Here is a 24235-nt window from a genome sequence, read left to right on the forward strand (position 1 = left end):
CTCATTTCCACCAAAGTTAAGGCTTAAAACTCCTTAGTAAACTTATCTCATTAACAGGAGATGTTTGAATGCTAGACGCTTTTACCAAAGTGGTTGCTCAGGCAGATACTCGTGGCGACTACATCAGCGATAGTCAAATCGATGCTTTGAAAGCAATGGTTGCAGACGGCTCGAAGCGGATGGACGTAGTTAACCGCATCACCGGAAACGCTTCCGCTATCGTTGCTAACGCAGCACGGGCATTGTTCGCAGAACAGCCTGCATTGATCGCTCCTGGTGGAAACGCATACACCAACCGTCGCATGGCAGCTTGCTTGCGCGACATGGAAATCATCTTGCGTTATGTTACCTACTCTATTTTCACAGGTGACTCCAGCGTTCTCGATGATCGTTGCCTCAACGGACTTCGCGAAACCTACCTCGCATTAGGCGTTCCTGGTAGCTCTGTCGCTGCTGGCGTTGGCAAAATGAAAGAAGCTGCAATTGCGATCGCAAACGATCCCAACGGTGTAACCCGTGGTGACTGTAGCTCCTTGATGGCGGAAGTGGGCGGCTACTTCGACAAAGCAGCAGCAGCAGTTGGTTAGTCTCTAAGACCAACCCGCATCCAAACGATTGAATCAATTTGAACATTCTTTGTACACCATCTTGAGAGGTTGATTAGGTATGAAAACGCCTTTAACAGAAGCGGTCGCAACCGCAGATTCGCAAGGTCGCTTCCTCAGCTCGACCGAAATGCAAGTTGCATTTGGACGCTTCCGTCAGGCTGCTGCTAGCTTAGATGCTGCAAAAGGCTTGAGTTCCAAAGCATCCAGCTTGGCTGATGGTGCAGCTAACGCTGTTTACCAAAAGTTCCCCTACACAACTCAAATGCAAGGGAACAACTTTGCTTCTACCCCTGCTGGTAAAGCAAAATGCGTTCGTGACATCGGCTACTACATCCGCATGATCACGTACTGCTTGGTTGCAGGCAGCACCGGACCGATGGATGACTATCTGATCGGTGGATTGGCTGAAATCAACCGCACCTTTGATCTGTCTCCGAGCTGGTATGTAGAAGCTCTGAAGCACATCAAAGCCAACCATGGTTTGAGCGGCGACGCTGCTGTCGAAGCAAACTCCTACATTGACTATGCAATCAATGCCCTAAGCTAGGGAATTTTGAATGCCCAGAGCGACTATTTCCTGCGGGATGCCCGATACGACGCATCTACAGGAGGTTGGAGGTCTGGGCATCTTGCTGTCAATTTCACCCCGTTGAATTGAAACAATTAGAGGAGAAAATCCTGTGGCGATTACAACTGCTGCTTCCCGTTTGGGAACTGATGCATTTAGCGAAGCCCGCCCGCTTGAACTACGATCGAATTGGACTCCAGAGGATGCCAAGATCGTAATTCAGGCGGTTTACCGTCATGTATTGGGCAACGATCACTTGATGGCATCAGAGCGATTGCTGGGTCTAGAGTCGTTGCTGAGCAATGGCAAGATCACCGTGCGCGAATTCGTCCGCGCAGTCGCAAAATCTGAACTCTACAAGACGAAGTTTTTATATCCTAATTTTCATACTCGTGTGATCGAGCTGAACTTCAAGCATCTCTTGGGTCGTGCGCCCTACGATGAAGCAGAAGTGATTGAGCATTTGGATCGCTATCAGACGCAGGGATATGAGGCGGATATTGATTCTTATATCGATTCTGCTGAGTATGATGCAAATTTTGGGGACAATATTGTTCCTTACTACCGCGGTTTTTCAACCCAAGTTAGTCAAAAGACCGTTGGATTTACTCGCATGTTCCGGCTGTATCGGGGCTATGCAAGTAGCGATCGTTCTCAATTAGAGGGCGCAAGTTCTCGCTTGGCATCGGAACTGGCTCGAAACAGTGCTTCTGCTGTCATTGGAACTTCTGGCGGTTCGAGCGGGTTTGCTTATCGTCCTTCTTTGCAAGGCGTAACTCCAACTCGGACATTTGGACGGTCTTCCACTGGATCTTCGGATCGGCTCTACCGGATTGAGGTGGCTGGCATTTCGTTGCCTCGCTATCCTTGGGTACGTCGCAGCAATAAAGCGATCGTGGTTCCTTACGAGCAGTTGTCTAGCACGCTTCAGCAAATCAATAAGCTGGGCGGTAAAGTAGCTAGCGTAACTTTGGCGCAATAGATAAAAGGAGCGTGTCATTATGTTGGTTGGATCAAATCGGTCTGCAACAGCAGATAATCGTGTTTTCCTTTATGAAGTCGAAGGTCTACGTCAAAACGATCAGACGGAGAACAACAGCTATCCGGTTCGGAATAGCAGCACGGTGACCTATGCTGTGCCTTATCGTCAGATGAATGCTCAGATGCAAAAGATTACCCGCATGGGTGGAAGAATTGTGAACATTCGTCCGGCTGGGCAAGCAGCACCTGCACCTGCTTCTGAAGAGCACGGCGAATAATCGTTTCACAATTCTATTAATTAAGTGGGAGATCTAAAACGATGAGTTTGGATGCTCCCTCTTTTTTTGTGAGGTTGCTAGTCATTGCATTAATTTTGCGGAGTGGGGAGAACCCAAACTCAGATTGCTCCCTATCTCCTCATCAGAGATTCTCATCACTTTGAGAAAGTGATAAAGCAAGTCCACGGTAGCGGCGAGGATCACCTTCGGCGAGGACAAGCCGTTCTTGCCCTTTGCGATCGTACAGTTTATCTAAAATCATCTGCCAATCAGAAGCCGATAGCGGAGAGGGTTGCTCCTCGACTTTAGCAGCGGGAACTGCGTTTTTCACTTGTTGCTGTGCCCAACACGCCCGAGCGCGAACGGCATCGCTCTCATCTTGCTCTGCAATTTGTTCAAACTGAGCGAGAATCTGCGATCGCCATTCGGGATAGGTTTGTGAGATTGCTTGTGCCAAAGCTTGTAAGCCCACGATCGCTGAATAGCGCACCACCCATTCTTCGTCCTGGCGTGCGACAAAGATCAATGCTTCTAGGGCCTCTTCTTGAGCAATCTCTAACAAATTTTCTGGGAACCAATGCCACTTCATGGTTCCGAGTCCTTTGGCTGCGGCTCGCCGCACGCTGAGCGAAAAATCAGCAGTTGCGACGCCTAACAATGTCACTAATCCTCTTGGATCACCAATGCCTGCCAGTGCCCGAATCGCCCAAGCTCGTGCTGTATAGTTATGTCCATCGAGTTGTTCGAGCAGGGGTGCAACCGCAGGTTCTCCTAACTCAATTAATCCTTCCACGGCTGCAACGGCTGCCCCTGGATTGTTATAGCTCAATGAGGCGACCAACGTTGGAATCGCACCTTCTAACTTTGCGTCGGCAAGATTTTGAACAGCCTTGAGCAAAGCATAAGCAGAATCTGCGGCATCGACCGCCTGAATCAACGATGAAAGAGAGTCAGACATGAGGAGAAGAATTTAAGTGCTAAGTGTATTGTCGCTCGATCGCGTCTAAAGGAGTTCATCCATCAAGTGCATCACTTGAATTGCGCCCTCAGATAAGTTGGGGAGCGGACTTTCGACTAATTGCGTTTCGAGTAATCCCTTTAAAGAAATTAATTTCAGACTATTTTCTGCTAGGGTTTCAGAAATCGGTTTTGCTGCAGCTAAATACCCGATCGCGCCTAAATCTGCTAAGACCGTGCGCCGAAGTTGCAGGTCTTGACTCGATAGTGCTTGCACTAAGCGATCGCCATATTCAGCCGCAATTTCAGGATTTGGGCTGAGTTGGTACATTGCTCTTAATGCAGCAAATTGGGTTCGAGGGACAAAATGGTTTAAAAATGGCTGAATGTGAGGAATCGCTTCGGTTGCACCCAAGGTTCCCAACGCTTCTAAAATGGCATCAAAAGGTTGTTCTAGCTGAGGGGGTTCAGGTGCGGGTAACGTGCCGGGAACTTGATTATTCAACAATTCGATCAGTCGAGGCACACAGGCTGAATCTTGTAACATCTCTAAAGATTGGGCTGCGGCTTCACGCACATAGAAATCCGAACATTCCAGCGCATGAATTAATGCCGGGACTGCACGTCGATCGCCTAATTTTCCCAAAGCTCTGGCTGCATTGCGTCGCAGCGGATATCCTCCCGCATCGGTGCGATCGTCTTCATCATCTAACGCTGCGATCAAAATCTCGATCGCCTGAGGAGCATTGACGCGAAATCGCCCTAACCACCAAGCAGCATAAACACGCAATCCCAAATCCTCACCTTGAAGATTAACGATCGCTTGTTCTACCGTCAAACTCTCACCTTGAAGACCCGCTTGCAGCTCTGCTTCATTTGCCATAACAGTTTCTTTAAAAGTGATTCACCACTCTTATCTTAAATAAGAAACTGCCCGGAAAAGAGCACAATCACGAATTCGCGATCGCGCGCTCTTCCGGGCAGGAGTCAACCTAAACTTTAGCTCAAAGCATTGATTGCGTAATCGAGGTAGGAATTTGCTTCAACAGCAGCATCGCCACTCAAGCCATGATTTGCTTTGATATATTTCAGCGCTTCTACATACCAACTCGGAGCCAAGTCGAACGTCCGGTTGATTTCAGCCAATCCGCTGATCAAATAGTCATCCATCGGGCCAGTTCCACCGACGACTAGGCAGTAGGTAACCATGCGCAGATAGTAACCAATATCACGCACGCACTTGTCTTTGCCGGTTTGCGTCGAAGCATAGTTCGGGCCAGACATGGTCGTGGTGTAGGGAAACTTTTGGTACACTGCATTTGCAGCACCACTTGCCAAGCTATTTGCATTCGCAGTTAATGCTTTTGCTGCTTCTAAACCTGCTGATGCTTGGCGGAAACGTCCGAATGCAACCTGCATTTCGGTTGAACTGAGGAAACGTCCTTGAGAATCAGCAGTTGAAACTGCTTCGGTTAAAGGGGTCTTCATGATCGGAACTCTCCAATAAATTCTGGTCGGGTCTGTTGGAACGGCATGGATCGATGTAGAGTTCTCGACCCATGCAGATGAGAAATTAAGCAACAGATGCTGCTGCTTTATCGAAGTAGCCACCGATTTCCGACATTAAGCTAGAGCAATCGCCAAGCGTGATCCCATTGGTATCACCCACGATCGACAAAGCTGCGTCTTTCATTTTGCTAACGCCTGCTGCAACTGATGCACCTGGGGTGCCCAATGCCAAGTAGGTTTCTCTCAAACCATTCAAGCAACGATCTTCTAAAACACTTGCATCGCCTGTGAAGATCGCATAGGTGACGTAGCGCAAAATGATTTCCATGTCGCGCAAGCACGCTGCCATACGGCGGTTGGTGTATGCGTTTCCACCAGGAGCGATCAATGCAGGCTGTTCAGCGAACAGTGCCCGAGCTGCATCTGCAACAATTTTCGACGAGTTGCTGGTAATCCGGTTAACAGCATCCATGCGCTTGTTGCCATCTGCAACCATAGCGATCAAGGCATCGATTTGGTTTGCGCTCAGGTATTCGCCGCGTGTATCAGCTTGTGCAACTACTTTTGCAAATGCGTCCAACATAATCTTTCTCTCTTAATAGCGTCTAGCGTGTAGGTTCAAAAAGAATCCGACCAAAGAATGCTTCCTTTAGTCCAGTTGAGAATCTGTGGGTTGAATTTTCCCGTCGCGATGCTGCGAGAGTCGTTCATTTCCTGCGATCGCTGATTGACGGTTCACTGCAAGATGACGAACCAATCGGCATCTCCAGGCAGTAGTCTGTCTTTCAGCTTGCTTGTTTATACTATGTCGTTCAATCCCGATTTGTTACAAAGTATTTTTACAAATCGTTACAATCTAAATGATGTCTAAAACTTCTGAATAGCGTGCCTGCTCAAGTTTTGCGGCGGATTGGGCTACTACACGCTTAATTTCTTTTCTCAAAAATGAGAAGGCGATCGTAGGAAGGTACGATCGCCGTTCGCGACAGATTTAAGCAACGGTCGCTGTCCAGTCTTTTTTGCGTAGGGCGATGAAGGTTGCGAGTCCTTTAGAAAATCCTAGCGGGTCAGGAAGAAAATACTGGGGAAACTCTTCGTAATGTCGCCAGGGTTCTGCGTCGGTGTGTCGTAAATGTAAAACGCGATTGTTTCCTTCTAGTTTCCAAAGCATTTGCCCGCCCATAGGTATTTCACTCATACGGAAGTCCTCGTTCGTTAAATCATCAGCAAATGGCTGATGCTCTACATTGTGCCAGCCTAAATCATTAAGTTCTGTCAACTTAACGACATTGAGGCTAGACATTTATACCGAATTACGATACAGCAGAACTTTACTATACACCTCTATCTTTTGCACAAGATTTGCACAAAGATTTATGAACCTTAAGACTCAGAACTGCGGGCTTATAAGAGAATTCGATCATAAGAAATCGTATAAATAAAACGTTCAGCCTTTGCGGACGGAGTTTGAATAAAAAGGCATCGCCTCCTGACCTTTGAATAGCGCTATTCGCAATGAAAACGCACTCTTCGCCTGATCTCTATCGAAGTTCTGCTGAGGATGAGAAGCTTTCTCCCTCTCTCGCGCAAAAGAAAATGCAAGCTTGGATTCGCAGTCGTCATTTGATTTGTGCGGGTCATTTCTTTGTGTTTGAATCGGTTGATCTCAGCGCGATCGAGCGCTTTTCTGAGTGTGTGGCGGCGCTAGGAGGTTCGGTGATTTCTATTGATCCGGCGGATAAGCTTTGGATGGGGGAGCATCGGCAGGTTGTGCTGTATCAAGCGAAAGCGAGTTTGCATACGCCTTGTCATTCTTTGAAGCAGTATTGGCTGAAGTATGGGGGAGTGCGTTCTCGGTTTGATTCGACAAATTAAAAGAGAGATCGCATCAAGTATGCGATCTCTCTTTTATTAGCTTAGAAGCAGATTATTGGTTCGCAGGCAAAGAACCAATCCCTTTTTCTGCAAAGTACTTGTTCAAGAAAGTTGTTGCAAAAGACAGAACAACGGGTCCCAAAATGAAAGCTAGAAATCCGTGAACTGCGAACCCAGGCACAAAGACTGAAGCGAGCCAGAAGCAGAGTCCATTGACAACGAGCGAGAACAATCCGAGGGTTAGAAAGGTGATCGGCAGAGAGAGCACAGAAAGTACAGGCTTCACGAAACCGTTGACTAATCCAACAGAAACTGCGGCAACTAAAGCAGCAGGGAAAGTTGCGATCGTCACACCCGGAATCACAAGGTCAACAACCAAAAGACCGAGTGCCGTGGTCAGCGTGGTGAGCAAAAAGCTAAGCATATTTGTTTCTCCTTCATTTGAGAGTGTAGAAAGTGTAGGTGGAAGCTAGATCGTGGACTGTTTGATCTTTTCGTCATGCTTCGAGATTGCCCAGAGTGCATGAATGATGCCAGGCACCCAACCAAGCAACGTCAGCCCAATACTCACGATGAGCGTGAAGCTAAAGCCATAGGTCATGAAAACAGCCACAGGAGGCAGAAGGATTGCTAGAAGTAACCGAACGAGTTGCATAAAATTAACCTCAATGGAGTGAATTTTGGACGTTGGAGCGGTGATGAAGCGGTGCTCGTAGAGATTGAGCTGTAAAAGCTTGGCGCACCTCTGAAAGTTCTAGGATTTAGAGATTACGGTATTCAGGTATTCTTTGACTTGCTGCCGAATTTGCTGCTCTTTTCGGGCAACAAATGCACCCTGGTTAGCAATCTTGAGTTCGATCTCTGCTTGCTTTTGCTGCACTGGATCAATCTCACTTGCTTCTGCATTCGCCTTCGTTTTGTCGTACCAAAGTTGGAACAATCCGATGCGTTGCTTCACCGTTTCATACCGATTTCCATATTGAGTTGCCAACTTTGCATCTAGGTTAACAAGCTGACTTCTCAATTGATTCACAAGCCGTTTCCCCAACCCTTTGAAAATGGTTGAAAAGGAAGGTGCTTCAGAACTTTCAGGCGTTTCTGCATCATTCAATGTTTGAGCAACTGTTGAAATGCTTTGATTGGCAGTCGCACGAATTTCACCCATACCTTCTTTCAGTTCTGTCATCGATTGGGTCGCGGCAGTCTGAATGATTTCGCGAATTCGAGATGTTCGGTTTCCGCCTTCTGTTTTGATGGCTTGCAGATCCGTCTTAAGGCGATCTTTAAGAGAGTCAGACATAGTTAACCTTCCGCATGAAGTGATAGAGTGGCGATCGACTTAAGTGGTTACGACTGAATCAGCCTTGTTCGCTTTGGTTTTACGATTCTTCAGTTGTTCACCTAGAATCTGAGTAACTTCGGCTGCGAGTACAGTAATCACAACACCATCATCAATCCAACCTAGAACTGGAACAACATCAGTTGCGAAATCAAGTGGACTAATCAAATAGAGCAAACTACCTGCAACCACAATCCAACGATATTTAGAATTCCGCAGAAGGGCGCGATACCAGTTGTAGAGGGGCTGAACTAGGAACTTCTTCATGATGGCGCTCTTTCAATCGACAACATCATCTTCGCAAACCTAGAAGCGACTGTCGGGTGTGGAAAACCCCTGGTTTTGGTGTAGTTCTACGACCTCGCAACCCTGGGGAGTGATCAGGTGATGCAATCCTGATGAATGGGCAGTTGCTAGGGTCATTTTTAGTGACGATCGCTGCGGATAAATGTCCAAATTAAGGTGTTTTTTGCAGTTTCTGCAAGCGCAGGTTTGCTTCTTCAATCTGTTTCTGAAGCAGGGTTAAATTTGATTCCATGTTCTTCTTCTGAACTTCTAACACTTCCGTCTCTTTGCGGAGTCGTGCCATGCGGGCTTGATGATCTGCACTGCGTCCTGGTTGATAAATCAAGCCTAAATAAACGGTGACATTCGAGGCATCTAATGTATTGACACCAACTGACAAGTTCATCCCAAAATCATTCTCCGTATTGACATAGGCATTCGGGAGGTTTTGTAGCGGGTAGATATTAGGAACGCGAATATTGGTGGTGTTGACGCTGTTGATGGGAACTTGTGGATTGTTTTGCAACACTTGGTTGAAGTTTGAGTTTGCTCCAACGGTGCTGTTTTGATTACTCGTCGCGGTTTGGGCAAGACAGACCGGATTGTGAATGAATTGGACAGTGGCGATTCCAGACGCAATAGAAACAAAAGTTGTTAGAAGTCGTTTCATCGTGATTAGAAAAGTTTTATTTCTATTTTTAAGATCAAGAAATGAGAAATTCGTCAAAAATCAACGATCGTTTAACGATTGAGTCTATCGATCGTTGATTTTTGTATCTAACGGACGCTGACAATCAAACTGTGATTAAACGTGCCTGTGCCACTTGCTTGCTGTGAAACTTGAGTTCCTGCCCCTGAAAATTCAATGCGTAGCGCTCCACGCGCGGGCTGATATTTGCCGGAAATGTCGATCGTCTTGGTTCCGCGGGAGAGATAAGGAGCCAGATTAACAACAGTTCGCGAGCCTTTCAACGATTGAATCACTTTGTCTCCAATTTTGATTTGTCCACCGAGTTGTCCTTTTGCGATCGACACAGTTAACCAACACGGTTGCTTTAGCGCTGTTGATCTGAGCGTGACCGAAGTTCGTTGCCGATTGCTTTGCAAGGAAGAATTCAAAAGGGTTGTTTGCCCATTAGACTGAATCACCATACTGTTATTGCGGATTTGAAGCGAAGTTTGAGCAAAACTGCTCTGGCAAGCCAACAGCGAGAACACACAGAACGTTCCAAAGCTCGATCTGAGTAATAATTGCGAATTCATAAAGAGTCCTCCAAAGTACAATCACCGTCACAGAAATTCAGGAGATCGGATGGAGTCGCTCCTGAATTGTGGGGCATATTTTTAGGCAAGGCATGAGTCGCACTTAACCCATGTTTGTTTGTGGAATTCCACTAAAGCGATGCATAAAGGTCGGATCGAGCGCAGGACTATAAACATCAACTTGAGTATTGACTGGAATCTGAATCGTCGGACCTCCAATGCCTGGAACATTTGGAACTCCCTGCATTCCATCTGTAATTGTCGATTGACTATTGCGAATTTGCGTAGCGGTACCCGGTGTGACTGCTGTTTGAGAATTGGTCGTGACTGCTGCACCACCAACACATCCACCATTTGCAGTCATGCCCACATTATTTTGCTGAGTGGAAGGGGTTTGCGATCCATGAATAGCTAACTGATTCGAGACATCAAGCATGACGCATTGAGCAGAAGCAGACGACGTAAATGCAGGTGCGAAAGGCAAGAAAGCTGCTGTAGAGAGAAGACCAATTGATAGTGACTTAAGCATGAGTGTGACTCCAGAATTGGGAGAGAGGAAAGGAACCTGCCGATTTTTTGCATCAGGAATCGGCAAACCTGGGTGAATCTTGAGCGGTAAATCTTGAGCTTAGTGCTGACCTACAACGGCGGTAGCTGCATTGCCTTGAGCACTGGTATTGCCATAGCCATACTGACCTGCATTTTGCACATTGCCTTGATAGACCATTGCACCATTGATGTTCGTAGGATTAGAGGGATAGTAAGGATAGTAGGGAGCGCTACCTTGGAAGACATTGGCAGTAGCAGAGTTGCCTTGAATCGAAGTGTTGCCATGACCAATTTGAGTGGCATTTTGATCATTCGATTGAATCACGCTTGCGCCATTGATTCCAGCAGTTGGGCAGGGTGCAGCAAAGCACTGAATTCCGTAGTAAGGCGAACCATTTTGAGTGACAACTCCAGTTTGGACGTTTCCTTGAACAGATACATTACCGCTACCGACTTGAGTGGTGCTCTGATCCGAAGTTTGAACGACCGAAGCTGCATTTTGAGCGAAAGCGGGAGCCGTTGCGAAGCCACAAACAGAAGTTAACAATGCGATCACGCCAAGTTTGATTGATTTAACAGACATGATGAGTTTTTCCTTTTGTTGAATAGAGTGTGAAGTGAGTCTGCCGATTTTTAGCGAGTGGGGAATCGGCGAAACCCGGTTGTGAAATTTAGTGTTGGGTTACGGTTGCATCCGTTGCACTGCCTTGAACAGAGCTGTTGAATCCACCGAATTGAAATGCACCTTGTTGGCTGCCTTGAACGACATTTGCACCATTCACACCCGGAGTCGGATAGCCGGGGAACCAAGGAGAAGTCGGTGTTCCTTGCGTTACCGTTGCGCTGGTTGCGTTGCCTTGAATGTTGGTGTTGCCGTAGCCAATTTGACCTGCTTGTTGAGAGTTGCCTTGAATCACGTTTGCGCCGTTGATGCTGGCGCCGTAAGGATACACGGGTGAACTCAATTGAGTCACATCAGCCGTTTGTAAGTTGCCTTGCACCGAAACGTTTCCGACTCCAGCTTGTTCTGTGCCTTGGCTGGATTGTTGAACGACCGAAGCTGCGTTTTGAGCGAAAGCAGGAGCGGTCATCAATACAGCAGACATTAAACCGAAGAAGGAAGTTTTGATTGCTTTTGCAGTAGTCATTGTTCGTTGTCCCTTGTTGAATAAAGTGTGTGTTTGAGTTGAACCTGAGAGGTTGTTTTAGCGGTTCACTCTTCTCTACGACTCGTTTTTCGATTTATGCAGCTCTGAATCTTTTGGTCTATTTTTTGTGACACATTCAGTGTTGTTCTGCGTTGTCGAATCTATTGCTGAACTTGTTAGTTCGAGTGAGTCAGATTTGAGTGATTTGCTTTGTTTCCTCTCACACTCTGAACTACGACCTGTTCTTGTGGCTTATGCAGGCTTGCTCGAAAATTTTTGAATTTAAAGCCTTGAAACTGCTGCTGTATATGAATTGCACAATTTTAGGAAAAGTTTTACGCTTGCTTTTAATATAGGGTGAGCTGCATAAAACCTGTTCGTCATTCGCATAGAAAAGAAGAAGCCAGCAATCATCTCAACTGTGCTTCTAAATTTATCCAGTCGTTGGATTACAAGATTATCCACACAGGAGGTTTTTATGGTTGAGCATCAAGCAGGAGATGCCTTTGTCAGAATTGTCTACGCCAAAGTGCAGTCCAACGGCAGAACTGAGATGGTTCCACTCAAACTCTATGTCGATGGCTCACTCGAACACATTACCGGATCGCTGTTTGCCTCTTCTGAATCAGAAGTCTCTGCTCAATCTTTACTCAGCAATCGCTATCAGATTCAGCGAGTCCTCGGTCAGGGAGGCTTCGGTAGAACTTATCTCGCTGTCGATCGACATCGGTTTAATGAGCTTTGCGTCGTCAAAGAGTTTCATCCGCACAGTACAGAAGAATATGAGCTTGAAAAATCTCGTGATCTATTTGAGCGAGAAGCTAAAATTTTGCATGACATTGATCATCCTCAGATTCCAAAGTTTCTGGCTTGTTTTGAAGAAATGGATCGTCTGTTTCTGGTGCAAGAGTATGTGAAAGGACGCACCTATTCTGCATTGCTGCGAGAACGGCAGGGAGAAGGATTTGCTGAAGGAGAAGTTCTGCACTGGCTGAAAGATTTACTGCCAGTGCTAGCTTATATTCACGATCGTAATATCATTCACCGTGATATTTCGCCGGACAATATCATGCTGCATCAAGATCTCAATGTTCCGATGCTGATTGATTTCGGGGTCGGAAAATGGACGATCGAGCAGCTTTCTAATGAAGTTCCTGCTTATTCGAGAAAGCATTCGATCGTTGGAAAAGTAGGGTATGCACCTCATGAGCAGCTTTGGATGGGGCAGTGTTTTCCTAGTAGCGATTTATATGCTTTGGCAGTAACCGCGATCGTACTTTTAACCGGAAAAGAACCAAAGAATTTAGTCGATTCTCGGACACTTTCCTGGCAGTGGCAAAAGCATGTGCAAGTCAGCGATCGCTTTGCCAAAGTGCTTAATACTATGCTGAATGACAAGCCGAGTGAACGGTATGCTTCCGCTCAAGATGTGTTAGCAGCATTAGAGAACTCAGATACTACCTTAGTGAGCCAGGTTCCTGTGGTTACAGTGGTGAGTCAATCCGCGATCGCACCACAGCAGGCAACAATTAGTGCGGTATTGATTGATCAATGCGAGCGAGAGTTAGTCAATTACATCGGGCCAGTTGCTCGATTTTTAGTTCAAGAAGTTCTCAGTGGTGTCACTTCGTCAGAGGGATTGCTCACAGCATTGGCCGCTAAAATTCCGAATGCTCAACATGCGATCGAATTTCAACGTAAGTTATCTCGAATCGTTGCATAAGCTCGTTTTTCAAGTCGTAGTGATTCATAGAAGTAACAGATTTATCATTTTGTAAAAGAGGTCAACTCATGTCTAAGCCCCTTCATGCTTTCGTTCAAGTAAGTGGAATGCTAGCGATTTTACTCAGTGCAACTTATAGTAGTCCGTCAAAAGCTTCTGCCCAGTCTCTTCTCCCGGATATTAGCCTGATCGAAGGCGGACAAGTTTGTCTAGCACTGTGTACTTCAACACCGACTCAAGGTGCTCCGAATCAAGGGTTAGGTGCATTACCTGCTCAATTGATGCAGCTTCCCGGTCAAGTCCTTCAACTTCCAGGTCAAATTCTATCTTCTCAAAGCTCTCAAGTGATGCGCTCTAATCTTCCAATACTGCCACCTGGAGGTGCGCCGATGATACCACCGGGAGCACCACAAGGATTGCCGCCCGGAGCACCACCTCAAGGACTCCCACTTGGAGCACCTCAAGGACTACCACCTGGAGCACTGCCGCCTGGAGCACCGCCTCAAGGATCAGTATCACAAGCTCCACAGTCTCAACGCACTAGTTTTCTGAAGAAGATTGCACCTGTGTTGCCAGTGGTGATTCAGCAGTTGGCGAAGTAATCTAAATTCACAGCAGAGAAGTAGATGGGCAGAATTAAACATCAGTTTGGCGAGTTCTCTCGCTTCGCTGCTGGCTCGCCCTGGAATGGAATTCCGGGGCGAGTTGAACGAAGACCTGTCATGGGATTTGTCAAGTAGCTGTAAGACATCATTTGCCTGCATTTCTAGCAACCATTCATTGAAATGTGATCGCTCAACTCGCTCCCCAATTTCCCGACGAATCCGGTAAATTGCCACTAAGTTATCGAGGTTGAAATCACGATTCAGGCGATCGTATACTTCCAGCGCAACAGGCTTAAAGTCCTCATAAGATGCGATCGCGCTTTTCTTCCCGTTACCATTTATCACACTGGCTGCACAATTTATCCGAATCCATTTCAACAAAGCATTTGCTGTCTTCGCCCCAATACTGGCATCAAATTCAAACGACTCTGCTCTTAGACCCTCTCTAAGAGTTGTTGCCCTTTCGGATTGAGTTGAACCATTTTGTTTTTTAACGCGATCGCGCCATTTTTATCTAATGTCGAAAAAATTGGCTGGTAATCTGCGGCTTTTTCACCTTTGCGCTGCAACCGCCTCGTTAAATCACTCTTCTTGATTTCGGTCTCAATACTGCTCATCTCCCACAATGTCAGCAAAAGGCGAGTTTTTGCCTGGGATTCAGTTCCTCGTAACGTCATCAACTCTCTCCTGGGGACTAAGTTTGTTTACGTACACGTCGTCCACTCAGTATTTACTCAAGAAACATCGGTTTCTCCCAAAATACCTGGACATAAAAAACGATTAACGTAAAGAATTAAACTGCATACTTAGGTTTTATAAAAAACACTCAAAGGGGTGAAAAACACTTGTATTGCAAACAATTGAGCAACCTGCTAAGTATGCGAAAGAAGTCCGTCTACTACCATACAAGCTACAAATGCTGAGTGTCGATGGTGATCAGGCGAAATTCGAGCGCAATCGGTAAAGTTCTGATGAAGAATGCGTAGGATCGATACATTATTCGATAATGAATCCGAAATATTACTGAAGCATTTAATCTCGATTCTTCTACATCAAATAAAGTCTCGTCTAGTCAAAAACAAGAAATCATCTTCCTTTCCCTGTGCCGATTAACGTATGTCTTTCTGAGGCACTCACAGTCTTATAATTGAGAAATGCAAAAGCTCACGATTACCCGACCTGACGACTGGCATCTCCATCTACGCGACGGCGCGGCATTGAAAGCAGTTCTGCCGCATACGGTGCGTCAGTTTGCCCGCGCGATCGTCATGCCAAATTTGAAGCCTCCAGTTCGCTCGGTCGCTGATGCCGCAGCCTATCGCGATCGCATTCTTGCAGCCGTTCCAGAGGGGCAACAGTTCGAGCCACTGATGACGCTCTACCTCACTGACAATACCAGCCCCGAAGAAATTATCGCGGCAAAAGCCTCTCAGTTTGTCAAAGCAGTCAAGTACTATCCAGCCGGAGCAACGACCAATTCAGACCTTGGGGTAACGGATATTCGCAAGTGCGATCGCGTTTTTGAAGCGATGCAGCAGGTCGATCTGCCTTTACTGTTGCATGGAGAAGTGACTGATCACACGGTTGATATGTTTGATCGCGAGAAGGTGTTTATCGATCGACATTTAATCCCACTCAAGCAACAGTTTCCCAAGCTGCGCGTCGTTCTTGAACACATTACGACCTCAGATGCAGTGCAGTATGTTCTATCGGCAAGCAACATTGCTGCAACTATCACGCCACAGCATTTGTTGTTTAATCGCAATAGCCTATTTCAAGGTGGGATTCGCCCCCATTTTTATTGCCTGCCCATTTTGAAACGAGAGGAACATCGATCGGCGCTTTTGCAAGCAGCAACCTCTGGTAATCCTAAATTCTTTCTAGGCACCGATAGCGCTCCTCATCCTCGCAATAGCAAAGAAAGTTCCTGTGGCTGTGCGGGTTGCTATTCGGCTCTGCACGCGATGGAGTTGTATGCAGAAGCATTTGAGAGCGTTGATGCTCTGGATAAACTTGAAGCTTTCGCCAGCTTCTATGGAGCAGATTTTTATCAACTTCCACGCAATACCGAACATATTATTTTGACCAAAACGACTTGGCGTGTTCCCGATGAAGTTCCATTTCCGGAATCTGAGCTTGTGCCTTTATGGGCAGGTCAAGAAATGACTTGGCAAATGGCGTGATCTTAGTACAAGAGCCGTGGATTGATGTCAGCGATCGTATGTTATCGATATGCTGTTCCTTGATCATTGAAAGCTAGAAATTCTTACGCTCCTTCGAGTGCTTCGAGATACAGAAACCTTACAAGGCTTTACCCGTTAAAATGCTTTTTCCAGCAATGTGTAGGGGCTGTTAACCACGCATCACCTGAATAGACATTAGGATGCCAAACCATAGACCTATACATGCGCCAAGTGCTCCCCCATAGAAGAGGGCATTCATACCTGGAGAAAAAATGAGTCCATCCCAATCTCTGTCTATGTAGGCTGAAATCGGTATTGCGATGACTAATGCAAGAACCCAACCAACAATGGGGCTAAACAATTGTGTAGTAATAATGGAAACTCTTTTCCTTAAAGGAATCAGTTGACCTTCTCTTATTCTCAGCCGAATCAAAAGAAAAATGATTGAGAGATTGATTAGCGCTCCGATTGATAATAAAGCAATAGTACCACCTAGACTATTTAATCCTGGAAACCATTGCAACAAAAGCAACAGAACTGCTCCTGGCAAAGTTATGCCAAGTAAGAACGAACTCAGGAAAAACAAGCCAGCCTGTTGAAATAAAAGCATGACGACAATCGTCAGCACTACCAAGCTAACATAGGTGCAGAGTATGGTTGCTGTTATCTTCTGAAGTCTATGCATAGTCGGTTCAATGTCTTGGAGATGAGTGTACTCTAAATCTGATAGCAGAGTCTAGACTGTATGATCGATAACCTAGAGTAGTGGAGCGAGCATCTCAGTGATTTGGTGAAGTAGCACTTTTAGTAAGGAAACCCACATTATTCAGGTTTGGAGTGCCGTATGAAAGTCAAACAAGGAAACCCACATTATTCAGGTTTGGAGTGCCGTATGAAAGTCAAACTTAGAGAGATCTTATTTGCTTCTCCAACGTCTTCTAACTCTCGATTTGTTTTACTAAGCTCTTTACGATCTAAAGAAGAACCGTTTTAGGGAAGGCTAACAGTTCGCCTCATACCAACTTGATTCGGCATCACCCACTGTTAGCAGCAGTTCCTTGAGCAAGGAGAAAATAGCAGTTTGACTGCTTAGCCCGGAATAAAAGACTTAAAATACATTCCCAGCAAGGGTTTCAACTGAGGCGATCGCGATTTAGCTCAAAGTCGATCCAGTCTTTTGAGCAATGATATAAACATGATTCTCAGGATATTGATCGTATTCAAGGTGAAGACACGTACACTGATGCTCAGCCAGAATCTTTAGGAAAGCATTTACGCCCAGCGTGCTGTACTCAAAGTCCTGACCTTGAAACGTTCCAGAAACTTCACTTTGTCGATATCCGCCTCCACAGGTGAACATCAGCACGCCATCCGGTTCAAGAGCATCGCATAGCTTTTGTGTAACAGGTTTTGGCGTTGCTGAATGATGGCATGAATTCTGCCCTCATCCCCTAACCCCTTCTCCCAATTTGGGAGAAGGGGAACTAGAATTCTGGCTCCCTCTCCCAATTTGGGAGAGGGTTAGGGTGAGGGCTGCAACCGATTCAAACGAAGAAAACATACTGTGATTCAGCAACGCCCAGGTTTTTGCATCTCTAACGGCAGATGAAATGTGCTATCCCAAGCAACAATCAAGCTATAGCGTTTGGGAGGGTTCCAACGGCAGATGTCTGCTCGATAGAAGGTGATGCCTGGATGCAGTTGTTTAGCTAAATCAATCATTTCCTCAGACATATCAAGCCCTTCTACCTGAAATCCATGTTCTTTTAGGACTTGAATAAAACGTCCGCTGCTGCCACATCCTATATCGATCGCCAATTGCTTCTTAGGAGTAAATTTGATAGCCCGCTCCAACTGTGCAATCCCATAAGACGAGCTTTGATGCTGAGTCTGCCACCAAGAGGCAATGCGATCGTATCGAGTAGCGGTATCCTTTGGATGCATATTGATTCTCAACTGACAACTCTCTAAATTCTATTGCTCACACTTCAAACTAAGCTCAGTTGTAACTAACAATTCCAGCAGTCTAGCGTTCTCAAGCAGCAGCTCCAAGCCGCGTACCGCCATTATCAATCTTGTGAGTCCGTCTGTCTTGAGCTTGTTAGACGACAAAACTGAACAACCGGCCCAAGCCTAAAAGCTATCGCCTACGGTTACGATATTTGGTTTTCGCTTCTTCCGACGCAAGACTATCTACAAAACTTTCTAAAACTCCTCGTACATTGTCATCCATAAAGTGAACATTCAGGGTGGAAAATGCCAAGTTTACATATTCACTACTTGAATCATTCAATAAATCAATCAGGGCAGCTACATGACGATTAGAATCCTGCTTCATAATTTCAATCACGACCTCATCTAGTCCGAACGATATGTAATGCTCAACTCTAAGCAATAACTTGCAGTAAAGACTTTCTAGAGGCTTCCAGTATGAGCCAGATAGCCGTGCATAGATAACAGATAAGCGCCCTAGTATAAATGCCAGAATAAGATATGGAATACCAACAAGAAGCTGAAGCATGAAATAAAATTACTAATTTCTATCGAATACCATGAACATCAATAGACATTCAGCAATTCAGTCTAACTATTGTTTAGACTGAATCTTTCCACCTAATTCTCCAAATTTGGACATTAGACCGAAAGCTCCCTCTAGAGGGATTTAGACTGCTCAAAGCCAGCATAATATCCCAAATTAGAGAATTAGACCGATTTTTTCTGCATAATTCCGGCTTCTGGAACATTAGATCGACAGATCGACTGATATTCCGCATAATACCCCTCGACAGCATGTTAGACGGAAAATTTAAGTATTGCTTCTTCAAGAAAGCTAGTTCTCGTCTGCCTACGATTCCAGTTCACCCGGTTAGCTTGAACGGTAACAGTTCTGCTGTGTAGTTGCGGGGGCACTATCAACGAAGCAAGGAGACTCTATTCGCTGCTCCAACAGAACTGATAGCTAGCAATGAAGATTTCGGCTTGATTTCAAACTTAGACTTGGGGTGGTAAAAACAAATATCAAATTCAAGCAAAAAGCATTGCTAGCTGATTGAAGACCAAACTCATAGAATAACGAGAACTACTATCAGCTTGATGTAGAGCTTACTAGGATAGATAATGCGACCTTGTATCACATCAACAGAAAACGTTCACAGCATTTGCTAAGTAACAATTGCTTGTCGAAAAAGTGGTTCTACTTGAGCTTTAAATTGAGCTTTAGGCACGCTATGCAGATGAGCGCCTTGTCACTTGAATAGATAGCTTGAATACCGTGCCCTTGTCGATCGAAAAAGTCAGCCAACTGAATTGGTTTCGATGAGATCAAAATCTTCTTTCGCAGAATGAAAAGCTGACTAGATTGCAGTTCTATTTTTCTGAACAGCGATATTACAAAATCGGCACACATCCTGCTAACTTTAATAAAGACCACTTTTCCGATGTGAAAAGCGGAAATTTAAACCCTTTAATTTCCATACCATGAGTCACCCTGACGGCATCGCACCGCACGGCGGAGAATTAATTAACCGCATTGTTACTGGCGCTCAGCGCGAAGAATTCCTCTCAAAAGCTGAATTCCTGCCTCGTGTTCAATTAGACGAACGAGCAGTCTCTGATCTACAACTGATCGCGATCGGTGGATTTAGCCCTTTGACCGGATTTATGGGCAAAGCCGATTACGATCGTGTGGTCGAAGAAATGCACCTGGCCAATGGGTTACCCTGGTCGATTCCGGTCACACTTTCGGTGACTGAAGAAGTTGCTGCACCGCTACAAGAAGGCAGCTTAGTCCGTTTAGATGACTCGGCTGGACGATATATCGGCGTATTACAGTTGAGCGAGAAATACACATACGACAAAGCGCGCGAAGCCGTAAAAGTTTACCGCACCGATGAAGAAAAGCATCCTGGAGTTGCGGTCGTTTACGCTCAAGGCAATGTCAATTTGGCAGGCGAAGTTTGGTTATTAGAGCGTGATCCGCATCCGCTATTCCCGTCTTATCAGATTGATCCAGCCGTGTCGCGGGCTGCATTTCGAGAAAAAGGATGGAAAACAGTGGTTGGATTCCAAACTCGCAATCCGATTCACCGCGCGCATGAATACATCATCAAGTGCGCCTTGGAAACGGTAGATGGATTGTTCTTGCATCCATTGGTCGGTGCAACGAAAGAAGATGACATCTCGGCAGACATTCGGATGCGCTGCTACGAAATCATGTTGGAGCATTACTTCCCCAACGATCGAGTCATTCTCGCCATCAATCCCGCAGCCATGCGCTATGCCGGACCTCGCGAAGCCATTTTCCACGCGCTCGTTCGGAAAAACTATGGCTGTACCCATTTCATTGTGGGACGAGATCATGCAGGAGTCGGCGACTACTACGGCACATACGACGCTCAATATATCTTTGATGAGTTTGAGCCAGGTGCATTAGGCATTCAGCCTCTGAAATTTGAACATGCGTTTTACTGCACTCGGACACAAGGGATGGCGACGACCAAGACCAGCCCGAGTTTGCCAGAAGAACGCATTCACTTGTCAGGGACGAAAGTGAGAGAAATGCTGCGTCGGGGTGAGTTGCCGCCACCTGAATTCTCACGTCCTGAAGTTGCAGCAGAATTGGCGAAGGCGATGAAGGTTTAATCACATCTCCATCATTAAAAAAGAGACGTTGCGATCGCAACGTCTCTTTTTTTAGCAAGACATTCTGCCTCGGGTAGAAGCAGAATTTGCGAATGATTGCGTTCTACACTACGCTCTGTTCTAGCTTGATCGCTCTCTGTGCTCTTGGTAAGTAGTTAAACTTCAACCAATCGGCTAACCGCAGCGACATACCAACAATCATCAGCGTCGGATTAGCATAGCCCGCCGTTGGGAAAACAGAGCTACCTGCAATGAACAGTCCTTCTACGCCATGAACTTGGCAATTAGAATCGACCACGCCTTGAGTGGGATCATCTGACATGCGCGTTGTGCCCGTCGGATGAGCGCGATCGCTAAAGTTCGACTCCCACCCTTCTTTTTGATCCAACCACGCTGATAGCGTTGGCTTCGGTAGACCTAAGCGATCGAATTCATCACAAATTAAATGCGCTAAGCGTCGAACAGATTGCCGTTCTTGTTCGCTAATTTTCCAGTTCAGTTTGGAAATCGGCATGCCTAAGCGATCGACTTTATCCGACAACATCACGCGGCTATCGGGATCAGGACGCTGCTCAACATGACAGAACAATTCCACTTTTTCTGCCTTGTTAATCGTGGGACGATGCTTTAAATAGCGGCGATACAGCCCATGTCCAATCTCAGGAGAACGAGTCAGGACGTTCAAAGCCGTTTGGTAAGACTTGAGCGAAATTTTCCCTTCTTTTAAGCGGGTCTTCAAGTCTTTTAACGTGTTCCAAGCATCGTCTTCAGAGGCTACCGTTTCGAGATAAGCTGCACAGTTGAGTAGTTGCTCTTTCTCCTGCAATTTGTGGCTTAAAGCAATGCCATGCAGATACACATGCCGCCCTTTCGCATCATCTAGCCAGTAATGCCCAAAGCGATTGCGCACCTCTTGTGCCGAGTCTGGGTCAAAACTGCCCAACACACAGCCTGGATGATCCATTAAGAAGCGCCCAACGAGATCGTTTTGATTACCAACGCCATGCGGCACAATCCGATTCGATGCCAACATGAGCCGGGCATTTTCGACTCCACCACAGGCAAGCACGATCGCTCGAGCTTTCACACAGGCTTTTTTCCCTTCTAGTGTCGAAACTTCAACCGATTCCAGTTTCGTTCCAGCTTGATTCGTATTGAGATGCGTGACATTCGCGTGCAGAATCAACTGGATATTAGGCGCGCCCTCCGGCATAAAGTCTTGTCCAAATCGCATTGGTTCATGGCGGTTTGTCACGTGTTTGCTAAACTGCCAGAACACAGGCTGCACCTTTGATGTATTCAGCGAAGCAGGGCGATTGACTCTAAATTTTTCCCAAAGCCGCTCATCATAACAGTGAGGACCAATCCCCAGATTCTCGCCGCCTCGGACTAAATAAGGATCGAGGCTACGACGAGAGATTGACCAACCTGAGTAAGGAACCCACGATCGTTCCTTAAAATCTAATTCATCAAACGGTGCCACCCGACCTGTCCAAATATGAGACGATCCGCCCAAAATTCGAGAGCGGATTACATCTTGATTGAGTTGGCGCGGCGCACCAATATTTTCAATTTCATACAGCGCTTGCGTTTCAGGTTCTTCTGACTTGCCCCCGCTTTCTAAAATCACAACTTTAACATTCGTTCCTACAAACTCTTTCGCGATTGAGAGTCCTGCTGGACCACTTCCCACAATACATAGATCAGTTTCGATAACCAGATTATCTTTCAAAGCTCTGAGGTCACTGACGTTCACACTAACTACTCCGTTGCCAAATCGAATCCTTTCAATCACACTCACTCCGATAGAGCAAAGCTTTCTTCACAACGATGTTGCGAAAATGACTTCAATGCACCTAAAGATAAAGTGAGTAGCACTATTCATTCCGTATAGAAAAGACGAAGATGAACATCTCGGGAAATGCCCATCAATCCGACTGTTCCTTTTTGTTCTTTAAAGCACAAGTTTGCTCTCAAGATCGGCGCGGAAGAACACGTAGAATATACGCTAGGGGACAAGTTGATTCTGTAAACTCCGATCAACTTTGCAGAAAATCTATGTAAAAACCCGGGATCATTAGGTTTGCATCAAAGAATGTTTAATTTGTGTAAAGTTAGCTTGTGCTGATCATTGAAATTACTACTGTGAAAGGTTTTTATCAGATTTTTCGGTGATCAAACTCCGGAGTTTTACGGTTGTTGAATTCCTCATAATTGGTAAGGCAGTGTCAAGATTCTCCGGATTTCGGGTGTCGAATGTGATTTTGAGGAGCAAGACCCTTTAAACTCATTGCAGGTCTCGATCGAGATATTGCATTCAATCCATAGACTGAGACGTGAAAAAGCTGCTTCTGTTTGCTGAAACCTGTTTCGTCATCTTCGGCTTAACCTTCTTTACAGGCGGTCTTGCCTTGGGAGGCAGTGAGGATGGAACCACATCTGGTCCTGTTCCAGTGATTGTGATGACCGCCATACGGTACTTCATCTGGTTAGTGAGTACCTTACTAGTGATGCTCAATGCCAAACGCGCCATCATCACAGTGAAGCGAGATTGGATATTGTGGCTCTTTATCGGAATTGTCCTTTTCTCCTTCGCCTGGTCAGACTTTCCCCAATGGACGCTCCTCGCCAATCGAGAAGTGCTCCAGATGACTACCTTTGGGCTGTACATCGCTACTCGGTTTTCACTGACTCAGCAGGTGAAACTTTACGCGATGACATTTGCGATCGGGGGACTAGCAAGTGCTGCGCTTGCCTTGGGCGTACCCTCGATTGGAAAACATCTTGTCGATCACCCTGGGGCGTGGAAAGGGATTTACGACTACAAAAACACCTTTGGCAGCATGATGGTGATCGCAATGGTGTCGTTCTTTGCGCTGCCGATTGAACATCCGCGCGATCGCTGGCTCAAATGGATTGGGATTGCTGGAGCAACTGCACTGATTCTGCTCTCGACCTCCAGAACGGCTTTGCTTTTGGGTGTCGCGATGTTAGCCATGATGACATTTTATCGAAACTTCCGATGGCAAGGGAGAAAATCGATCGTGCTTGGAAGTTTGGGAGTTTTAGTCTTAGGTTCGACTGTGGTTGGGGTCTTATCGAATTGGACTGAGTTGCTCAAAGCATTTGGAAGAGATCCAACGTTGACGGGACGAACCTACATTTGGTCAGTTGCGCTTGATCGCTTGTGGGATCGCCCTTGGTTCGGCTTTGGTCGCAGTGCGTTCTGGTCGCCTGAAAGCCCGTATCCAAAGGCGATTGGTTATTATCTATCCCAGAGTTTTAATGCACCTCACGCTCACAATGGGTTTATTGAAGTCGCTCTAGATGTTGGTTTGGTTGGATTAGCGCTGTTTTTAATCTGCTATGTGATTGGGTTTGTGATGGCTCTGATGAAAGCGTATGGGTCTAAGCATCCAGAGCATCTTTGGGCGTTGGGCTTTTTGACCTTTCTAGCGCTAAATAATGTCACCGAGAGCTACATGTTGCGGTTGGCAAATATCTACTGGGTTTTGTTTGTTGCTACCATTCTGACGGTGAAGCAGAAAGTGCCAGCGTTTGAGGATGAACGTGAACGAGTTCCAGAAGTTTCACAGTTGCGACAGTTCTCTGAGTCTCAAACTTGAGGACGGATCATCTCTCTTGCAACAGCGCGGCTCCATCCATGGATAGAGCCGCGCTGTTTTGATCTAATGTTCAATTCGATGACTTTAGTCTGTTCCA

At 46.1% G+C, this 24235-nt stretch carries 30 protein-coding genes; 10 read left to right on the forward strand and 20 right to left on the reverse strand.

Features of this window, described 5'->3' with window-relative positions:
* The first annotated feature begins 68 nt into the window (after positions 1–68).
* The 4 genes from LEPBO_RS0116445 to LEPBO_RS0116460 all read left to right on the forward strand — a co-directional run bounded on the left by LEPBO_RS0116445 (position 69) and on the right by LEPBO_RS0116460 (position 2435).
* Entirely contained in the window at positions 69–587 is a 519-nt protein-coding gene (locus LEPBO_RS0116445; RefSeq protein ID WP_017288655.1) for a phycocyanin subunit beta, read from the forward strand.
* Between the two features lie 79 nt (positions 588–666).
* The gene (cpcA, locus tag LEPBO_RS0116450) at positions 667–1155 is read left to right on the forward strand and encodes a phycocyanin subunit alpha (RefSeq protein ID WP_017288656.1); all 489 of its coding nucleotides are present in this window, start codon (positions 667–669) and stop codon (positions 1153–1155) included.
* 133 nt (positions 1156–1288) lie between these two features.
* Entirely contained in the window at positions 1289–2158 is an 870-nt protein-coding gene (locus LEPBO_RS0116455) for a phycobilisome linker polypeptide (RefSeq protein ID WP_017288657.1), read from the forward strand.
* 19 nt (positions 2159–2177) lie between these two features.
* The gene (locus tag LEPBO_RS0116460) at positions 2178–2435 is read left to right on the forward strand and encodes a phycobilisome linker polypeptide (protein WP_017288658.1); all 258 of its coding nucleotides are present in this window, start codon (positions 2178–2180) and stop codon (positions 2433–2435) included.
* Positions 2436–2577: 142 nt separating this feature from the next.
* Here LEPBO_RS0116460 and LEPBO_RS0116465 read toward each other — a convergent pair whose 3' ends face one another.
* The 5 genes from LEPBO_RS0116465 to LEPBO_RS0116490 all read right to left on the reverse strand — a co-directional run bounded on the left by LEPBO_RS0116465 (position 2578) and on the right by LEPBO_RS0116490 (position 6204).
* The gene (locus tag LEPBO_RS0116465) at positions 2578–3393 is read right to left on the reverse strand and encodes a HEAT repeat domain-containing protein (RefSeq protein ID WP_017288659.1); all 816 of its coding nucleotides are present in this window, start codon (positions 3391–3393) and stop codon (positions 2578–2580) included.
* 45 nt (positions 3394–3438) lie between these two features.
* Positions 3439–4275, reverse strand: a complete 837-nt coding sequence (locus tag LEPBO_RS0116470) for a HEAT repeat domain-containing protein (RefSeq protein ID WP_017288660.1) — start codon at positions 4273–4275, stop codon at positions 3439–3441.
* A gap of 116 nt (positions 4276–4391) precedes the next feature.
* Positions 4392–4880, reverse strand: a complete 489-nt coding sequence (gene cpcA / locus LEPBO_RS0116475; protein WP_017288661.1) for a phycocyanin subunit alpha — start codon at positions 4878–4880, stop codon at positions 4392–4394.
* Between the two features lie 85 nt (positions 4881–4965).
* Complete coding sequence (locus tag LEPBO_RS0116480) at positions 4966–5484, reverse strand: phycocyanin subunit beta (protein WP_017288662.1); 519 nt, start codon at positions 5482–5484, stop codon at positions 4966–4968.
* Between the two features lie 408 nt (positions 5485–5892).
* Positions 5893–6204, reverse strand: coding sequence for a hypothetical protein (locus LEPBO_RS0116490; RefSeq protein WP_017288663.1), 312 nt, complete (start codon positions 6202–6204; stop codon positions 5893–5895).
* Between the two features lie 212 nt (positions 6205–6416).
* Here LEPBO_RS0116490 and LEPBO_RS0116495 point away from each other — a divergent pair, with 212 nt between their 5' ends.
* Positions 6417–6776, forward strand: coding sequence for a hypothetical protein (locus LEPBO_RS0116495; protein WP_017288664.1), 360 nt, complete (start codon positions 6417–6419; stop codon positions 6774–6776).
* Positions 6777–6828: 52 nt separating this feature from the next.
* On the opposite strand, the gene LEPBO_RS0116500 is transcribed toward LEPBO_RS0116495, so the two are convergent.
* The 9 genes from LEPBO_RS0116500 to LEPBO_RS0116540 form a co-directional block, all read right to left on the reverse strand.
* On the reverse strand, positions 6829–7200 hold the full coding sequence (locus LEPBO_RS0116500; protein WP_017288665.1) for a phage holin family protein: 372 nt from the start codon (positions 7198–7200) through the stop codon (positions 6829–6831).
* A gap of 45 nt (positions 7201–7245) precedes the next feature.
* Positions 7246–7431: a YqaE/Pmp3 family membrane protein gene (locus tag LEPBO_RS0116505; RefSeq protein WP_017288666.1), complete on the reverse strand. Its 186-nt coding sequence runs from the start codon at positions 7429–7431 to the stop codon at positions 7246–7248.
* Positions 7432–7530: 99 nt separating this feature from the next.
* Positions 7531–8076, reverse strand: coding sequence for a hypothetical protein (locus tag LEPBO_RS0116510; RefSeq protein WP_017288667.1), 546 nt, complete (start codon positions 8074–8076; stop codon positions 7531–7533).
* A 39-nt stretch (positions 8077–8115) separates the two neighbouring features.
* Entirely contained in the window at positions 8116–8382 is a 267-nt protein-coding gene (locus LEPBO_RS0116515) for a YkvA family protein (RefSeq protein WP_017288668.1), read from the reverse strand.
* Between the two features lie 190 nt (positions 8383–8572).
* Positions 8573–9070, reverse strand: coding sequence for a hypothetical protein (locus tag LEPBO_RS0116520; RefSeq protein ID WP_017288669.1), 498 nt, complete (start codon positions 9068–9070; stop codon positions 8573–8575).
* A gap of 107 nt (positions 9071–9177) precedes the next feature.
* A complete protein-coding gene (locus LEPBO_RS37300; protein WP_017288670.1) occupies positions 9178–9663 on the reverse strand; it encodes a hypothetical protein in 486 nt (161 codons plus the stop codon).
* 103 nt (positions 9664–9766) lie between these two features.
* Positions 9767–10192, reverse strand: a complete 426-nt coding sequence (locus LEPBO_RS37305; RefSeq protein ID WP_036046024.1) for a hypothetical protein — start codon at positions 10190–10192, stop codon at positions 9767–9769.
* Between the two features lie 99 nt (positions 10193–10291).
* On the reverse strand, positions 10292–10795 hold the full coding sequence (locus LEPBO_RS0116535) for a hypothetical protein (protein ID WP_017288672.1): 504 nt from the start codon (positions 10793–10795) through the stop codon (positions 10292–10294).
* 88 nt (positions 10796–10883) lie between these two features.
* Positions 10884–11360 (reverse strand): hypothetical protein, encoded by a 477-nt coding sequence (locus LEPBO_RS0116540; RefSeq protein ID WP_017288673.1) that lies wholly within the window; start codon positions 11358–11360, stop codon positions 10884–10886.
* A gap of 478 nt (positions 11361–11838) precedes the next feature.
* On the opposite strand from LEPBO_RS0116540, the gene LEPBO_RS0116545 reads away from it, so the two are divergent.
* Together LEPBO_RS0116545 and LEPBO_RS42945 are read left to right on the forward strand one after the other, a co-directional pair.
* Positions 11839–13083, forward strand: coding sequence for a serine/threonine-protein kinase (locus tag LEPBO_RS0116545; RefSeq protein ID WP_017288674.1), 1245 nt, complete (start codon positions 11839–11841; stop codon positions 13081–13083).
* A 68-nt stretch (positions 13084–13151) separates the two neighbouring features.
* A complete protein-coding gene (locus tag LEPBO_RS42945; protein ID WP_154660833.1) occupies positions 13152–13685 on the forward strand; it encodes a hypothetical protein in 534 nt (177 codons plus the stop codon).
* 437 nt (positions 13686–14122) lie between these two features.
* Here the strand turns inward: LEPBO_RS42945 and LEPBO_RS42380 are convergent, their stop codons facing one another.
* Positions 14123–14365, reverse strand: coding sequence for a hypothetical protein (locus LEPBO_RS42380; RefSeq protein WP_017288677.1), 243 nt, complete (start codon positions 14363–14365; stop codon positions 14123–14125).
* Positions 14366–14842: 477 nt separating this feature from the next.
* On the opposite strand from LEPBO_RS42380, the gene pyrC reads away from it, so the two are divergent.
* Positions 14843–15871, forward strand: a complete 1029-nt coding sequence (gene pyrC, locus LEPBO_RS0116570) for a dihydroorotase (RefSeq protein WP_017288678.1) — start codon at positions 14843–14845, stop codon at positions 15869–15871.
* Between the two features lie 169 nt (positions 15872–16040).
* Here pyrC and LEPBO_RS0116575 read toward each other — a convergent pair whose 3' ends face one another.
* The 4 genes from LEPBO_RS0116575 to LEPBO_RS0116585 all read right to left on the reverse strand — a co-directional run bounded on the left by LEPBO_RS0116575 (position 16041) and on the right by LEPBO_RS0116585 (position 18392).
* On the reverse strand, positions 16041–16481 hold the full coding sequence (locus LEPBO_RS0116575) for a hypothetical protein (RefSeq protein ID WP_144056217.1): 441 nt from the start codon (positions 16479–16481) through the stop codon (positions 16041–16043).
* Positions 16482–17024: 543 nt separating this feature from the next.
* The gene (locus LEPBO_RS37310) at positions 17025–17231 is read right to left on the reverse strand and encodes a hypothetical protein (RefSeq protein WP_197693257.1); all 207 of its coding nucleotides are present in this window, start codon (positions 17229–17231) and stop codon (positions 17025–17027) included.
* 209 nt (positions 17232–17440) lie between these two features.
* Positions 17441–17815 (reverse strand): class I SAM-dependent methyltransferase, encoded by a 375-nt coding sequence (locus LEPBO_RS37315; protein ID WP_081614745.1) that lies wholly within the window; start codon positions 17813–17815, stop codon positions 17441–17443.
* Between the two features lie 196 nt (positions 17816–18011).
* On the reverse strand, positions 18012–18392 hold the full coding sequence (locus tag LEPBO_RS0116585) for a hypothetical protein (protein WP_017288680.1): 381 nt from the start codon (positions 18390–18392) through the stop codon (positions 18012–18014).
* A 956-nt stretch (positions 18393–19348) separates the two neighbouring features.
* Here LEPBO_RS0116585 and sat point away from each other — a divergent pair.
* The gene (sat, locus tag LEPBO_RS0116595; protein ID WP_017288682.1) at positions 19349–20512 is read left to right on the forward strand and encodes a sulfate adenylyltransferase; all 1164 of its coding nucleotides are present in this window, start codon (positions 19349–19351) and stop codon (positions 20510–20512) included.
* 103 nt (positions 20513–20615) lie between these two features.
* Here sat and LEPBO_RS0116600 read toward each other — a convergent pair whose 3' ends face one another.
* Positions 20616–22268 (reverse strand): GMC oxidoreductase, encoded by a 1653-nt coding sequence (locus LEPBO_RS0116600; RefSeq protein WP_071596229.1) that lies wholly within the window; start codon positions 22266–22268, stop codon positions 20616–20618.
* A gap of 580 nt (positions 22269–22848) precedes the next feature.
* Here LEPBO_RS0116600 and LEPBO_RS0116610 point away from each other — a divergent pair.
* Entirely contained in the window at positions 22849–24138 is a 1290-nt protein-coding gene (locus tag LEPBO_RS0116610; RefSeq protein ID WP_017288684.1) for an O-antigen ligase family protein, read from the forward strand.
* The last annotated feature ends 97 nt before the right edge of the window (positions 24139–24235 follow it).

Source organism: Leptolyngbya boryana PCC 6306, assembly GCF_000353285.1.
Lineage (GTDB): Bacteria > Cyanobacteriota > Cyanobacteriia > Leptolyngbyales > Leptolyngbyaceae > Leptolyngbya > Leptolyngbya boryana.

Bases quoted from the DNA above. Each gene is read 5' to 3' on its own strand.
- LEPBO_RS0116545 (WP_017288674.1), top strand. From the start codon at position 11,839: ATGGTTGAGCATCAAGCAGGAGATGCCTTTGTCAGAATTGTCTACGCC.
- pyrC (WP_017288678.1), top strand. From the start codon at position 14,843: ATGCAAAAGCTCACGATTACCCGACCTGACGACTGGCATCTCCATCTA.
- LEPBO_RS0116520 (WP_017288669.1), bottom strand. From the start codon at position 9,070: ATGAAACGACTTCTAACAACTTTTGTTTCTATTGCGTCTGGAATCGCC.
- LEPBO_RS0116515 (WP_017288668.1), bottom strand. From the start codon at position 8,382: ATGAAGAAGTTCCTAGTTCAGCCCCTCTACAACTGGTATCGCGCCCTT.
- LEPBO_RS37315 (WP_081614745.1), bottom strand. From the start codon at position 17,815: ATGCATCCAAAGGATACCGCTACTCGATACGATCGCATTGCCTCTTGG.
- LEPBO_RS0116585 (WP_017288680.1), bottom strand. From the start codon at position 18,392: ATGCTTCAGCTTCTTGTTGGTATTCCATATCTTATTCTGGCATTTATA.
- LEPBO_RS0116540 (WP_017288673.1), bottom strand. From the start codon at position 11,360: ATGACTACTGCAAAAGCAATCAAAACTTCCTTCTTCGGTTTAATGTCT.
- LEPBO_RS0116470 (WP_017288660.1), bottom strand. From the start codon at position 4,275: ATGGCAAATGAAGCAGAGCTGCAAGCGGGTCTTCAAGGTGAGAGTTTG.
- LEPBO_RS0116465 (WP_017288659.1), bottom strand. From the start codon at position 3,393: ATGTCTGACTCTCTTTCATCGTTGATTCAGGCGGTCGATGCCGCAGAT.
- LEPBO_RS0116510 (WP_017288667.1), bottom strand. From the start codon at position 8,076: ATGTCTGACTCTCTTAAAGATCGCCTTAAGACGGATCTGCAAGCCATC.
- LEPBO_RS0116460 (WP_017288658.1), top strand. From the start codon at position 2,178: ATGTTGGTTGGATCAAATCGGTCTGCAACAGCAGATAATCGTGTTTTC.
- LEPBO_RS0116535 (WP_017288672.1), bottom strand. From the start codon at position 10,795: ATGTCTGTTAAATCAATCAAACTTGGCGTGATCGCATTGTTAACTTCT.
- sat (WP_017288682.1), top strand. From the start codon at position 19,349: ATGAGTCACCCTGACGGCATCGCACCGCACGGCGGAGAATTAATTAAC.
- LEPBO_RS42945 (WP_154660833.1), top strand. From the start codon at position 13,152: ATGTCTAAGCCCCTTCATGCTTTCGTTCAAGTAAGTGGAATGCTAGCG.
- LEPBO_RS0116505 (WP_017288666.1), bottom strand. From the start codon at position 7,431: ATGCAACTCGTTCGGTTACTTCTAGCAATCCTTCTGCCTCCTGTGGCT.
- LEPBO_RS0116445 (WP_017288655.1), top strand. From the start codon at position 69: ATGCTAGACGCTTTTACCAAAGTGGTTGCTCAGGCAGATACTCGTGGC.
- LEPBO_RS0116575 (WP_144056217.1), bottom strand. From the start codon at position 16,481: ATGCTTTTATTTCAACAGGCTGGCTTGTTTTTCCTGAGTTCGTTCTTA.
- LEPBO_RS0116480 (WP_017288662.1), bottom strand. From the start codon at position 5,484: ATGTTGGACGCATTTGCAAAAGTAGTTGCACAAGCTGATACACGCGGC.
- LEPBO_RS37310 (WP_197693257.1), bottom strand. From the start codon at position 17,231: ATGTTCACCTGTGGAGGCGGATATCGACAAAGTGAAGTTTCTGGAACG.
- LEPBO_RS0116495 (WP_017288664.1), top strand. From the start codon at position 6,417: ATGAAAACGCACTCTTCGCCTGATCTCTATCGAAGTTCTGCTGAGGAT.
- cpcA (WP_017288661.1), bottom strand. From the start codon at position 4,880: ATGAAGACCCCTTTAACCGAAGCAGTTTCAACTGCTGATTCTCAAGGA.
- LEPBO_RS42380 (WP_017288677.1), bottom strand. From the start codon at position 14,365: ATGACGTTACGAGGAACTGAATCCCAGGCAAAAACTCGCCTTTTGCTG.
- cpcA (WP_017288656.1), top strand. From the start codon at position 667: ATGAAAACGCCTTTAACAGAAGCGGTCGCAACCGCAGATTCGCAAGGT.
- LEPBO_RS0116490 (WP_017288663.1), bottom strand. From the start codon at position 6,204: ATGTCTAGCCTCAATGTCGTTAAGTTGACAGAACTTAATGATTTAGGC.
- LEPBO_RS37305 (WP_036046024.1), bottom strand. From the start codon at position 10,192: ATGCTTAAGTCACTATCAATTGGTCTTCTCTCTACAGCAGCTTTCTTG.
- LEPBO_RS37300 (WP_017288670.1), bottom strand. From the start codon at position 9,663: ATGAATTCGCAATTATTACTCAGATCGAGCTTTGGAACGTTCTGTGTG.
- LEPBO_RS0116500 (WP_017288665.1), bottom strand. From the start codon at position 7,200: ATGCTTAGCTTTTTGCTCACCACGCTGACCACGGCACTCGGTCTTTTG.